We start from the raw sequence: 12219 nt of genomic DNA, 5'->3' as shown, positions 1-12219 counted from the left end.
AAATAGTGATTATGAAAAAGCTAATTTTAGGGATGGCTATCGTAGCATCAGCTTTTGTTTTCGCACAAAAAGGAGATGTGAACGCTCAGCTACAAGAGGCTAACAAAACAGCAATGGATGCATATAATGCTAAAAACTATGCTGTAGCGGCTCCTAAGTTTATGGAAGTTTACAACTTACTTAAATCGAATGGACAGGACAATAAAGTATATATGTATTACGCAGGACTTAATTATGCTTTGGCAAATGATTATCCGCAGGCTTCAAAAATATATACCGATCTTATCAACTCTGGCTATACCGGCGTTGAAACAACCTATACTGCAAAAGATAATAAAACAGGACAGGTGTCAAGTTATGATCAGAAAACATGGGAAATACTGAAGAAAACAGCTTCCAAAGATTATTCTGACTTCAAAACTCAACAATCGCCTAGTGTAGAATCTGATCTTTATGAAACTTTAGCAACGATTTTACTGAATACCAAGAAAAATGATGAAGCACTGGCTATCATTGAGAAAGGTTTGGCAAAGTTTCCCAATAATGCTAAATTAAAAGAATATCAGGGAACTGCATTGTATGCATCCGGAAAAACAGATCAGTTTATGCAGAATCTTAAGGATCAATTGGCTAAAAATCCTAATGATGCTACCAACTGGTATAACCTAGGAGTTCTCCAGTCTAAAAACCCAGCGACGGTAAATGAGGCTATTACTTCATTACAAAAAGCTATTGAACTGAAGCCGGACTTTGGAAATGCTTACCAGAATCTTGTTTACGCCGTAATTGGTGATGATGAAAAAGCAGTGAATGAAATCAATGCATTAAGAAAAACAAAACCAGACGAAGCAACAAAGCTTATTGAAGCAAGAAAGGACAGATTCAGCAAAGCATTACCATACGGAGAAAAATGGTTGCAGGCAATGCCGAATGACCTTACAGCTGTTCAGACTATGAAAGATGTCTACAACACAACAAAAAATACAGCTAAAGCTAATGAAATGAAAGCTAAAGAAGCTGAACTTCAGGCCAAACAGGCAAAATAAATAGAAAAACCGAAACAACATTGTTTCGGTTTTTTTTATGTTTAAATCAGGGATTAAATACAATCTCGATTATCCGAGAACAGTTACTCCCTTCTGAATCATATCATAGATTGCATCTCTGCCGTTATCCGGCTTTACATTCACAGCTCTTGTCCCGTTAAAATGGAGACAAGTAACATATCCGTTGTCTACAGCATCAGTACATGTATATTTTACACAATAATCCATAGCAAGGCCAACAATCTCCAGGAGCTGAATATCATGATATTTCAAAAAATCATCAAGTCCGGTTTTCATGAAATGATTATTATCCTGAAAACCGCTGTAGCTGTCAATCTCAACATTTTTTCCTTTCTGGATAATGTGGGTAACTTTATCTCTGTTAAGGTCTTTGTGAAATTCTGCACCAAAAGTCCCCTGAATACAGTGGTCCGGCCACATGAACTGCGGAACGCCGTTTAAAATAATACTTTCTCCTACTTTTCTGCCATTATTGCTGGCAAAACTTTTATGATTAGCAGGATGCCAGTCCTGTGTCAAAACAATCTGATCGTATTCATTTTCTTCCATCAGGGCATTGATGTACGGAATTACCTCATTGGCTCCCGGAACCGCCAGTGCGCCGCCTTCACAAAAATCATTCTGCACATCTACGATTATTAACGCTTTTTTCATATTTAGAATTCTCGAATTTTTGATAAATTTACAAAAACAAACAGCAAATAGTCATCCAAATCAGATTTATCGGACAAATAGACATTTATGAAATTCTCTACATTCCGGGACTTCAGGACAATCGGTGATTAAAACGATTTAAATCTCAATAAAAAAATGAACGATATTGAACAAAAAAAGTTCCCTATAGGTACCTTTGAAGTACCTGAAAATATTTGTGATATTACACTCGACGAATATATAAAAGTCATCAAAGATTTTCCCGGAAAACTTAAAAACCTGATTGAAGACTTCTCCGATGATCAGCTTGACACCCAATACAGACCAGGAGGCTGGACCGTACGACAGCTGGTAAACCATATTGCAGACAGCCATATCAACAGTTTCATCCGATTCAAACTGGCGCTTACAGAAGAAAATCCTACAATAAAACCTTATGACGAAGCGAAATGGGCAGAACTTCAGGACAGCCTGAATATGCCTGTAAAACCTGCCATGAGAATGATCCGGGGAACGCACCAAAGGTGGACAACATTGTTGAAAAGTATGACCAACAAGCAGTTTGAAAGAACCTTTCATCATCCGGAACATAACAAAAACTATGATTTAAGACATTGCCTTGCCTTGTACGCCTGGCATTGCAACCATCATTTTGCTCATATCGAAAATCTTAAGAAAGAAAAAGGGTGGTAAAAAAAAGCCTTCATAACCCTGAATGTTTTGAAGAAATCATAAACAGAATTCATCTTCTGGACAAAAATTCCCATGCGCTGTGGGGCAAAATGAATGTCTGCCAGATGATGAGACACTGTAATCATGTGCTTCAGGTTCCGCTCGGGAAAATAAAACTTCCGGAAATTAACCGTTTGTTTGCAATGGTTGGAAAGATCACCAAGTGGGAGATTCAGGTTTTTAATAACGGAATTCCCAGAAATATGCCTACTTTTCAAAAACTTATTATTAATTTTGAATGTGATTTTGAAGAAGAAAAAGAAAACCTTCTGCAAACGCTTGAAGAATACAGCACATGTTACAAGAATAATAATCTCCCGGGACGCCATGTTCTTTTCGGTTTAATGAAAGAAAAAGATTGGGGATTTCTGGAATATAAACATCTTCATCATCATCTAAAACAATTTAAGGTATGAGTTTTTTTGACAAAATATTCGGTGGAAAAGAAGAAGGTTCTGAAAAGAATCAGCTCTGGAAATATATAGAATCTGAAGAGAATCTTAAAAAAGCAATCGAACATTCCTTCACCAGGAAGATTGCCATCTTCAAACATTCCACAAGCTGTTTTATCAGTAAAACGGTTTTAAGGAATTTTGAAAAAGAAATTGAAAACTCAGACCAAAAACCGGACTTGTATTTTTTGGATCTGCTTGCCCACAGGGACTTATCCAATAAAATAGCTTCGGATCTTGGTATAAGACATGAAAGTCCCCAGTTACTGGTGATTGAAAACGGAACAGTAATCAGCAATGCTTCGCATCAACATATATCGGCAGACCAAATCGTATAATGAAGAATATCAATAATTATTTATCCAAAGTTCTGGACGTTCCTTTAGAAAAAGTGAATTTGTGTAGTCTGCATTATGAAGTAAAGAAAATACCTAAAAACCAGTTTCTTTTGCAGTACGGCGAAATATGCAGATACATTTATTTTGTTGAAAAAGGATTGCTCAAAATGTATTCTATTGATAAAAACGGCAAAGAACATATTATTCAGTTTGCTCCGGAAAGCTGGCTTATTTCAGACCGTAGCAGTCTTTATTTCAATGAAAAATCCATTTATTATATAGAAGCGGTAGAAGATTCGGAAGTTTTGCTCCTCCATCCTGATTTTATCAATAAGCTGATTGGTGAGTTCCCCAACAGTCTTGAAAAAAGCGATATTCTTCTCCAGAAACATATAAAAAGCCTTCAGGACAGAATCAATTCTTTATTAGGAGAAACCGCTGAAGAACGCTATATGAAATTTATAAAAATGTATCCGGACCTGCTGATGAGAGTTCCACAATGGATGATTGCTTCTTACCTGGGAATTACTCCCGAAAGTCTGAGCCGCGTACGAAAGGAGCTTGCAAGAAAGAATTTTGTTCCGGACAGCAAATAGACTAAAATATTGAAATTGACCATAGCTAGCTATCGGTCTTTTTTTATGATCATAATCATGTTTTTTCTAATAGAATATATTTAACTTTGAAAGACACACCAAAATATAATATTATGAAATTTACAATTCCAGAGCATATTCGGCTTATCACTGCAAACGGATTCCGGACAGAATCCTGAAGATTGCAAATTACCTTAACAATAACCACTACTAGCCATTCTACCAACTGTTATTGAAACAGCTGATAAAAAATATACCTATTTCTGATAAAAAATTAACCGTTTATTAGTAAACGGCTTTTTTATAGTTATATATCAAAAAATCATTATTGAATTTAATAATGTCAAATAGTTAATGATGTTGACAATTAATAATTTTTATATTGAAAATAGATATTAAAAATTAAAACATAAACATTAATACATTAAATTGATTAAACAAAATGCAATAAGGTTCAAAATTTGCATTCATATTAATATGAACTAACCAATACTATTTACTAGGAATGCTCACTATTTAACATTTAAAAACAGCTAACATGGTTATTAAAGAAGAAGTTCTGCATTCAGTAGGCGCAATTATCAGGCATTACCAGCCTGGAGAAATTATTTTTAACGAAGGAGATGTGCCAAAATATTATTATCAGATCATAACAGGCCAGGCAAAACTGAATAATTACAGCGACGATGGTAAAGAGATCATACAGACTCTTTTGGAAGAAGGTCAAAGTATAGGAGAATCATTACTTTTTATTGATAAACTATATCCTGTCAATGCTGTTGCCATTACAAAATGTTCTGTCCAAAGGCTGCCTAAAACGGTTTTTCTTGATTTGATTAAATTGTATCCTGAGATTTCATTTGAAATGAATAAAACACTTTCTCAGAAGCTTTATTTCAAGCTGATTATGGCACAGAATCTATCATCCCAGAACCCAACAGCAAAACTTACGGTATTAATGGATTATCTGAAAAGTTTTCAGGAAAATCAATCACAATACTCTTTCATGATCCCACTTACAAGACAACAGATGGCAAGTCTTACAGGTCTTTGTGTAGAAACGGCCATCAGAACCATTAAAATAATGGAAAGAGATAAAATTGTAAAGATTAAAGACAGGAAAATTTTGTATTAAATCTAATTTTTTTTAATTTAATACGGTCTTAAAAACTTTTAAAAATGAAAACAGTCAGCTGCATGAATATCGAGCCTGAACTCCTTTTCTCATACGGTGCCGAAAATAAATTGTACAGGCATAATGAGATGATATACAGAGAAGGTGACCATGCGGCTTATTACTATCAGGTTGTTAAAGGAAAGGTAAAACTAAACAGCTATAACGAAGAAGGAAAGGAATTCATCCATAATATTGTCGGTGAAAAGCAAAGCTTCGGGGATGCCATGATTTTTGTTGAAAATTTCTATGTAATGAATGCTGTTTGCATCGCTGATGCAGAACTCATAAGACTTTCCAAAAACAACTTTCTTAATCTTCTTAAAAACAATCCCGATGTATCCCTTGAAATGAATGCCTGCTTATCGCAAAGATTATATTTCAAGGCTATTATGTTGCAAAACATGTCTTCACAAAACCCCGTTATCCGCCTGGAAGGATTACTCAATTACCTTAAAAGCTATCACGACGGAGATTGCGGACAATGTTTCCCTGTAGAACTCACCAGACAACAGATTGCCAATCTTACCGGTCTTAGGGTGGAAACCGTAATCAGAACTCTGAAAAAAATGGAAAAACAGGGAAAACTTACCATAAAAGACCGAAAAATTTTATATTAATATCTTTCAACATGATTTGGGTCATAAAATGGTGATATATTCTAACGTACATTTGAGTTAATTAATTCATCCATATTCTTAAAGCCTCGTACTGGGGTACATCTTAAGCTCTTTAGCTTTTATGTTCATGTAAATTAACCAAAACTCATTGCTGTCTAATACTAGTCACGGCCGGCAATACCATCACTATAATATTAATATAAAAAATTCAGTTATGAACACTAGAAATTCAAGAAATCGTAGAGGAAACTCCGGTTCATCAAGCAATCTCGAAGAAATTTATCAGTTAGGTTATGACCATGGTTATAACGATGCGTCACAGGACGAAGAATATGATGATGATTTCTCAGAGTATGAAGATTACTTTGACGAAGATGATGATGAAGACGAAGATTACGACGATGAAGACTATGATGATGAAGATTACGATGATGAAGATTATGAAGATGAAGACTACGATGACGATGACGACGATAATAGAGGAAGAGGCAGAGGAAGATCAGGAAACGGAAACCAGCAGAGAGACAGCCAGGGAAGATTTACTTCCGGAGGCGGTAGAGGCGGTTCTCGTGGAGGATCAGGACGTGGTTCTGGTTCTGGATCAGGATCATCGGGAAGAGGAAGAAATTCAGGAGGTTCCGGAGGATCAAGATCAGGAGGAAGAGGCAGATCTTCAGGTTCATCAAACTCAAACAGTGATAACTATGATCACAGACATGATAATCCGGGCAGGCCAAGAGGAAGCAGGAACGGAGGTGGAAGATCTTCAGGATCAGGATCCGGCTCAAATTCCGGTTCAGGCAGATCAGGATCAGGATCAGGAAATAATGGCGGTTCAGGTCGAGGTTCCAATTCAGGTTCTGGTAACGGATCATCAAGAAGAGGTTTTGCTTCCATGAGTAAGGCAGAACGTACAAGAATCGCTCGTATGGGCGGACAGGCCTCTCACGGCGGCGGAAGATCTTCAGGTTCGGGCAGATCCGGATTTGGAGGCAGACGTAATAATTCATAATTCTTTTTCCATGATTACCTCTTTATTAATTTTTTAAAGGGGTAATCTTTTAAAATCAAACACCACATTCACATTATGGCAACAAAAACATTAGATAATAAAGATAACAGTACTAACGGTACTGGGACATCATCATCCACCACTGGATCAACAGGTTCATCAAAAAAAACAGCTTCGGTAGACAATGCTACCGTAGATCAAAATGAGATGCAAAACTCTCCATTACACAAATTCTTCGTTTCTGCACTGAAAGATGTGTATTATGCAGAAAACGCGATCATTGAAGCGTTGGGAACAATGCAGGAAGCAGCTACCACCGACGAGCTGAAAGAAGCTTTTGAAGATCACCAGCTGCTTACCCGGAAACACGTAAGCAGACTTGAAAAAGTTTTCAAGCTGATTAATGAAATGCCTGAGAAAAAAGAATGTAAGGCTATAAAAGGGATCATCGAAGAAGGTGAAGAAATCATCAAATCCACGGAAGAAGGTTCCATGACACGGGACGCTGCCTTAATTATCGCTGCACAAAAAGTTGAACACTATGAGATCGCAACCTATGGCGGACTGGCACAGCTGGCTATTACCATGGGGCATGATAAAGCGGCAGACCTGCTTGAAAAAACATTACAGGAAGAAGAAGATACCGATTATGAACTGACGGAAATCGCTGAAACCTTCATCAATTTTGATGCGGAACAGGAAGATTAATCATACAATAATATCAGCCATATGGAGCTTTCTGTATGGCTTTTCTTAAATCTAAAAATAGCTAATGATAAAATTCTATTATTTCTGAATAGTTTATTTAAACTAAAAAATACCACACCAAATATAAAGAATTATGAAAGACAACAAACCGAACAACGAAAAACTGAACCAGCTGGAAGCTCACATGACATCCAATGAAAATGAAAAGCTGACGACCAATCAGGGGCTGAAAATCAATAACAATCAGGATTCCCTGAAAGCGGGAGACAGAGGTCCTACTTTGCTTGAAGATTTTATTTTAAGAGAAAAAATTACCCATTTTGATCATGAAAGAATTCCTGAAAGAGTAGTTCATGCACGTGGATCAGGAGCACACGGCGTATTTAAACTTACCAAAAGCCTCGCAGAATTCACAAGAGCCAATTTCTTATCCGAAGTCGGAAAAGAAACTCCTGTTTTCGTAAGATTTTCAACGGTTGCCGGAAGCAGGGGGAGTACTGATCTTGCAAGGGATGTAAGAGGATTTGCCGTAAAATTTTATACTGATGAAGGAAATTATGATCTTGTCGCCAATAATATGCCTGTATTCTTCATTCAGGATGCTATTAAATTCCCGGATCTTGTACATGCCGTAAAACCGGAACCTCACAACGAAATACCGCAGGCGCAGTCTGCACACGATACCTTCTGGGATTTTATCTCTTTAATGCCTGAAAGCATGCACATGATCATGTGGCTGATGAGTGACCGGGCAATCCCGAGAAGTTTTTCAAGAATGGAAGGATTTGGAGTTCATACCTTTAAATTAATTAATGATGAAGGAAAAGTACACTTTGTGAAATTCCATTTTAAACCGAAATTAGGAGTACATTCTGTAGCGTGGGATGAAGCTCAGAGAATCTCGGGAGTTGATCCTGATTTCCACAAAAGAGACCTTTGGGAATCTATTGAAAACGGGATGTTCCCGGAATGGGATTTCGGAGTACAGCTGATTCCTGAAGAAGATGAATTCAAATATGATTTCGACCTTCTTGATCCTACTAAGATTGTACCCGAAGAAGAAGTTCCGGTTCAGCTTATCGGAACATTAACATTAAATAAAAATCCGGAAAACTTTTTTGCTGAAACGGAACAGATTGCTTTCCATCCCGGACATGTGGTTCCCGGAATTGATTTCACTAATGATCCGCTCCTTCAGGGAAGACTGTTTTCTTATACCGATACACAACTTATCAGATTAGGTGGCCCTAATTTCCATGAAATCCCTATCAACAGATCCGTAAATGTTGTTCATAATAACCAGAGAGATGGTTATATGAGACAACAGATCGCGAAAGGAAAAGTAAGCTATGAACCGAATTCAATCGGCGGAGGATGTCCTTTCCAGGCAATGATGAAAGAAGGAGGTTTTGTTTCCCAGGAAGCAAGAGTTTCCGGAGCTAAAGTAAGAGAAAGAAGCAAAAGCTTTGTAGATCATTATTCACAAGCCAAATTATTCTACAATAGCCAGTCGATGCCGGAAAAAATGCACTTGCAGAATGCACTGATTTTTGAGCTTTCAAAAGTGACCATCCCTGCAATCAGAGAGAGAATGGTAAGCCAGCTTGCTTTTGTTGATAAAGCTCTTGCTTCAAAAGTTGCGGCTAAAGTAGGGGTTGAAGTAAAAGAACTCAACTTCCCGAATCAAAGTATTCCTGCAGACGCAGATCCTTCAACGTTACAAAGCGAAGAAAGAGAACCTGAAACAAAAATTTCAGAAGCATTAAGCATGCAGAATACCGTTAAAGATACCATTATGGGCAGAAAGATCGGCTTTATTATGGGAGACGGGGCAGATGCAGCAGCAATTAATGATTTAAAAACTCAGCTGGAAGCAGAAAATGCAGTGGTAGAGATCATCGGAACAAGTATGGCTCCCGTAAAGGTAAGTGACGGCTCATCACTTATTCCGAAACATTCTTTAACAAGCAATTCCAGCGTTTCCTTTGATGCTCTTTACATTGCGGCAGGAGAAAATTCCACCAAAGAATTACTGACTCCCGAAAACAAGCAGCCTGCTCTGAATTATATCAACGAAGCATACAAACACTGTAAAGCCATTTATTTTGGCGAAGGGACCGAACCATTATATATGAACAGTAATATAAGCATGAAAGATCATATCGATCCTGCTATCGTTATCGCTGAAGATGAAAATCCTGCAGATAAATTTATTACAGCAATTGCAAATCACAGAGTCTGGGATCTTGAAATAGAAAGAAATGCCAGAAAATAATTAGGAAGGCAGTAAGAAGGGGAGGTATCGTCCAATTTTAGATGTTTATCCGGTAAATTATGATAATTTCAAACTTGGACAGATTTTTGATAAAGTATTACTATCAAGGCCGGCCAGTGCAACGTTCATGCAATTATTGATGAATTGATGGATCATGTGCAAAGCGGCAGAGTAAAACTGGATGATATTATCCCCATCAGCTTTCACTTGAAGAGGTTTCAAAAGGATACGAAATCTTTGATAAAAGCAGACGGATGTAAAAGAGGTCCTTGATCCCCGTAAGACTTCACGTCTTAAAAAAAAATACACACTAACACACTAAATATTAGAATTATGGAATTTCAAAAAAATCTTCTGGAGTATATCAGCCAGTCATTAATGACCACTGATGAAACGATTTCAGTTGCAGAAAGCGTTACCTCAGGATGTTTACAGCTTGCTTTCTCACAGATGCCCAACGCTTTAATGTTTTACAAAGGCGGCCTTACTTCATACACCTTGCAGGAAAAAGTAAGGTTATTGGGAGTCGATGCACATGAAGCAGAAGAATGCGACTGTGTTTCAGAAAATATAGCTGAAACAATGGCCCTCAATGTTGCAAAACTTTTCGAATCCGACTGGTCGATTGCAACAACAGGGTATTGTACCCCTATACGCAATTCTTCATACAAAATTTTTGCCTTCTTTTCATTTTCTTACAAAGGAGAGATTATTTTAACGAAAAAGCTCGAACTTCATCCTAAGACACAGGCCTTAAATGCCCAGTTGTATTATACTGAATTTATTTTAGGATGTTTTAAAAGTGAGATCAATCAGTTATTAATTCTAAAGTAAGGTCTATGAACAGAAAAAATGAATATGCGCTGGTTACGGGAGCAACCAGTGGGATCGGTTATGAGCTTGCAAAACAGTTTGCAAGCAACGGATATGATCTTGTGATGGTTGCCCGCAATCATGATGAGCTGAAAACAAGAGCCGATGAATTTAAAAGTTTCGGCATTAATGTAATTACCATCGCTAAAAATCTTTTTATTGAAGAAGACGCCTATTCTTTATATTCTGAATTAAAATTAAATGGTATCAGTCCTTCAATCCTTGTGAACGATGCAGGGCAGGGCGTTTATGGAAAATTTCAGGATACGGATCTGCACCGTGAAGTGGATATTGTTAATCTGAATATCGTTTCTGTCCTTATTTTGACCAAAATGTTTTTGAAAGACCGCTTACCGAAAGGTTCCGGAAAGATCCTGAATCTGGCTTCTATTGCAAGTAAGGCTCCGGGTCCGTGGCATTCGGTGTATCATGGGACCAAAGCATTTATTTTATCATGGTCGGAAGCCATTAGAGAAGAATTGAAAGATACCGGAATTACAGTAACAGCCTTATTACCCGGGCCTACGGATACCGATTTCTTCAATAAAGCAGATATGAATGAAAGTAAGATCCTGGAAGATAAAGACAATCTTGCATCACCGGAAGAAGTAGCTATTGATGGTTTTAATGCCTTAATGAATGGTGATGACAAAGTTGTTTCGGGATTAAAAAATAAACTCACCGTAGCCATGTCCAATATTGCAACAGACAGCATGGCCGCACACAGAATGGGAGAAATGCAAAAACCGGTCAATGAAAAATAGATTATTATGGCAAATTTAAAATTAGAAAATAAAACAGCACTCATCACAGGAGCAGACAGCGGAATTGGTAAGGCAGTAGCATTACTTTTTGCAAAAGAAGGAGCAGATATTGCCATTATTTATTATTCTGATGATGAAGATGCAGAACAAGTAAAATCAGAAATTGAAAACCTGGGGAGAAAAGCTTCTATTTATAAGGGAGATGTTAATGATTATAAATTCTGTGAAGAGACCACCCAAAAAATAGTTTCCGAATTTGGAGGAATTGATATTCTTGTCAATAATGCGGGAACACAGATTCCATCGGACAATATTGTTGATCTTGAGGAAGAGAATATCAGAACCACGTTCAATTCCAATATTATAGGAATGATCCTCTTGACAAAACTTGTTTTTCCTCATTTAAAACAGGGAAGTTCTATCATCAATACAACATCCGCGGTAGCCTATCAGGGACATGAAGAACTCCTGGATTACTCGGCTACAAAAGGAGCGATTGTTTCTTTTACACGCTCTTTGGCTTTACAGTCGAAACCGAAAGGCATTCGCGTCAATGCTGTAGCTCCGGGACCGGTAGCCACGCCATTAACCAAAGAAACTTTCGGGGAAGAAGAAGACGATCCGAACAAGCCGCCTTTCGAAAGAAATGCAACACCGGAAGAAGTGGCTACAAGCTACTTGTTTCTTGCAAGTGAAGACGGCGCGCAGATTACGGGACAGGTACTTCATCCAAACGGTGGTATTGTCGTTAACGGATAATCAAAACCTAATAATTATGAAAACTACTACTTTATTGCTGGGGATTATAAGTCTTTTCGCACTGTCATCATGCAAATGTGATTTTGACGAAGACGAACCTAAAAACAAGTATGACGGAAACAATTCCGGCACCAACAAAAACAATGGCAGTACATCTGAAAAAGATACACTGCAGATCAAGTAAGTTTAACCAAA

Annotated in this window: 15 protein-coding genes; 14 read left to right on the top strand and 1 reads right to left on the bottom strand. The window is 37.5% G+C overall.

The window, feature by feature from the left end; all coding sequences use genetic code 11:
* Nucleotides 1–11: 11 nt before the first annotated feature.
* Nucleotides 12–1046 (top strand): tetratricopeptide repeat protein, encoded by a 1035-nt coding sequence (locus tag ODE14_RS04665; protein ID WP_263603148.1) that lies wholly within the window; start codon nt 12–14, stop codon nt 1044–1046.
* A gap of 69 nt (nt 1047–1115) precedes the next feature.
* Here the strand turns inward: ODE14_RS04665 and pncA are convergent, their stop codons facing one another.
* Nucleotides 1116–1721: a bifunctional nicotinamidase/pyrazinamidase gene (pncA, locus tag ODE14_RS04660; RefSeq protein ID WP_072882881.1), complete on the bottom strand. Its 606-nt coding sequence runs from the start codon at nt 1719–1721 to the stop codon at nt 1116–1118.
* 156 nt (nt 1722–1877) lie between these two features.
* Between pncA and ODE14_RS04655 the strand changes: the two genes are divergently transcribed.
* The 13 genes from ODE14_RS04655 to ODE14_RS04595 all read left to right on the top strand — a co-directional run bounded on the left by ODE14_RS04655 (nt 1878) and on the right by ODE14_RS04595 (nt 12208).
* Nucleotides 1878–2414: a YfiT family bacillithiol transferase gene (locus ODE14_RS04655; protein WP_248393381.1), complete on the top strand. Its 537-nt coding sequence runs from the start codon at nt 1878–1880 to the stop codon at nt 2412–2414.
* Nucleotides 2408–2869, top strand: coding sequence for a DUF1569 domain-containing protein (locus ODE14_RS04650; RefSeq protein ID WP_248393383.1), 462 nt, complete (start codon nt 2408–2410; stop codon nt 2867–2869). The genes ODE14_RS04655 and ODE14_RS04650 overlap by 7 nt, the downstream gene beginning before the upstream one ends.
* The gene (gene ytxJ, locus ODE14_RS04645; RefSeq protein WP_263603147.1) at nt 2866–3243 is read left to right on the top strand and encodes a bacillithiol system redox-active protein YtxJ; all 378 of its coding nucleotides are present in this window, start codon (nt 2866–2868) and stop codon (nt 3241–3243) included. The genes ODE14_RS04650 and ytxJ overlap by 4 nt, the downstream gene beginning before the upstream one ends.
* Nucleotides 3243–3839, top strand: coding sequence for a Crp/Fnr family transcriptional regulator (locus ODE14_RS04640; RefSeq protein WP_248393388.1), 597 nt, complete (start codon nt 3243–3245; stop codon nt 3837–3839). Before ytxJ ends, ODE14_RS04640 begins: the two co-directional genes overlap by 1 nt.
* A 538-nt stretch (nt 3840–4377) precedes the next feature.
* Nucleotides 4378–4974: a Crp/Fnr family transcriptional regulator gene (locus ODE14_RS04635; protein WP_263603146.1), complete on the top strand. Its 597-nt coding sequence runs from the start codon at nt 4378–4380 to the stop codon at nt 4972–4974.
* Between the two features lie 44 nt (nt 4975–5018).
* Nucleotides 5019–5633 carry a Crp/Fnr family transcriptional regulator gene (locus ODE14_RS04630; protein WP_263603145.1) on the top strand — a complete coding sequence of 205 codons (615 nt, stop codon included), beginning with the start codon at nt 5019–5021 and terminating at the stop codon, nt 5631–5633.
* A gap of 214 nt (nt 5634–5847) precedes the next feature.
* The gene (locus tag ODE14_RS04625; protein WP_263603144.1) at nt 5848–6645 is read left to right on the top strand and encodes a KGG domain-containing protein; all 798 of its coding nucleotides are present in this window, start codon (nt 5848–5850) and stop codon (nt 6643–6645) included.
* A gap of 75 nt (nt 6646–6720) precedes the next feature.
* A complete protein-coding gene (locus ODE14_RS04620; protein ID WP_263603143.1) occupies nt 6721–7353 on the top strand; it encodes a ferritin-like domain-containing protein in 633 nt (210 codons plus the stop codon).
* 133 nt (nt 7354–7486) lie between these two features.
* Complete coding sequence (locus tag ODE14_RS04615) at nt 7487–9628, top strand: catalase (RefSeq protein ID WP_263603142.1); 2142 nt, start codon at nt 7487–7489, stop codon at nt 9626–9628.
* A gap of 333 nt (nt 9629–9961) precedes the next feature.
* Nucleotides 9962–10462: a CinA family protein gene (locus tag ODE14_RS04610; protein WP_263603141.1), complete on the top strand. Its 501-nt coding sequence runs from the start codon at nt 9962–9964 to the stop codon at nt 10460–10462.
* Nucleotides 10463–10467: 5 nt separating this feature from the next.
* The gene (locus ODE14_RS04605; protein WP_263603140.1) at nt 10468–11265 is read left to right on the top strand and encodes an SDR family NAD(P)-dependent oxidoreductase; all 798 of its coding nucleotides are present in this window, start codon (nt 10468–10470) and stop codon (nt 11263–11265) included.
* Between the two features lie 6 nt (nt 11266–11271).
* Nucleotides 11272–12024, top strand: a complete 753-nt coding sequence (locus ODE14_RS04600; protein ID WP_263603139.1) for an SDR family oxidoreductase — start codon at nt 11272–11274, stop codon at nt 12022–12024.
* Nucleotides 12025–12040: 16 nt separating this feature from the next.
* Entirely contained in the window at nt 12041–12208 is a 168-nt protein-coding gene (locus tag ODE14_RS04595; protein WP_263603138.1) for a hypothetical protein, read from the top strand.
* The last annotated feature ends 11 nt before the right edge of the window (nt 12209–12219 follow it).

The sequence above is a fragment of the Chryseobacterium sp. PET-29 genome (genome assembly GCF_025736815.1).
Lineage (GTDB): Bacteria > Bacteroidota > Bacteroidia > Flavobacteriales > Weeksellaceae > Chryseobacterium > Chryseobacterium nepalense.
The sequence above is the reverse complement of the archived record's forward strand: the minus strand, read 5'-3'. Positions and strand labels throughout refer to the sequence as shown.

Coding starts and splice junctions, on each gene's coding strand:
- ODE14_RS04665 (WP_263603148.1), top strand. CDS start 12: ATGAAAAAGCTAATTTTAGGGATGGCTATCGTAGCATCAGCTTTTGTT.
- pncA (WP_072882881.1), bottom strand. CDS start 1,721: ATGAAAAAAGCGTTAATAATCGTAGATGTGCAGAATGATTTTTGTGAA.
- ODE14_RS04655 (WP_248393381.1), top strand. CDS start 1,878: ATGAACGATATTGAACAAAAAAAGTTCCCTATAGGTACCTTTGAAGTA.
- ytxJ (WP_263603147.1), top strand. CDS start 2,866: ATGAGTTTTTTTGACAAAATATTCGGTGGAAAAGAAGAAGGTTCTGAA.
- ODE14_RS04640 (WP_248393388.1), top strand. CDS start 3,243: ATGAAGAATATCAATAATTATTTATCCAAAGTTCTGGACGTTCCTTTA.
- ODE14_RS04635 (WP_263603146.1), top strand. CDS start 4,378: ATGGTTATTAAAGAAGAAGTTCTGCATTCAGTAGGCGCAATTATCAGG.
- ODE14_RS04630 (WP_263603145.1), top strand. CDS start 5,019: ATGAAAACAGTCAGCTGCATGAATATCGAGCCTGAACTCCTTTTCTCA.
- ODE14_RS04625 (WP_263603144.1), top strand. CDS start 5,848: ATGAACACTAGAAATTCAAGAAATCGTAGAGGAAACTCCGGTTCATCA.
- ODE14_RS04620 (WP_263603143.1), top strand. CDS start 6,721: ATGGCAACAAAAACATTAGATAATAAAGATAACAGTACTAACGGTACT.
- ODE14_RS04615 (WP_263603142.1), top strand. CDS start 7,487: ATGAAAGACAACAAACCGAACAACGAAAAACTGAACCAGCTGGAAGCT.
- ODE14_RS04610 (WP_263603141.1), top strand. CDS start 9,962: ATGGAATTTCAAAAAAATCTTCTGGAGTATATCAGCCAGTCATTAATG.
- ODE14_RS04605 (WP_263603140.1), top strand. CDS start 10,468: ATGAACAGAAAAAATGAATATGCGCTGGTTACGGGAGCAACCAGTGGG.
- ODE14_RS04600 (WP_263603139.1), top strand. CDS start 11,272: ATGGCAAATTTAAAATTAGAAAATAAAACAGCACTCATCACAGGAGCA.
- ODE14_RS04595 (WP_263603138.1), top strand. CDS start 12,041: ATGAAAACTACTACTTTATTGCTGGGGATTATAAGTCTTTTCGCACTG.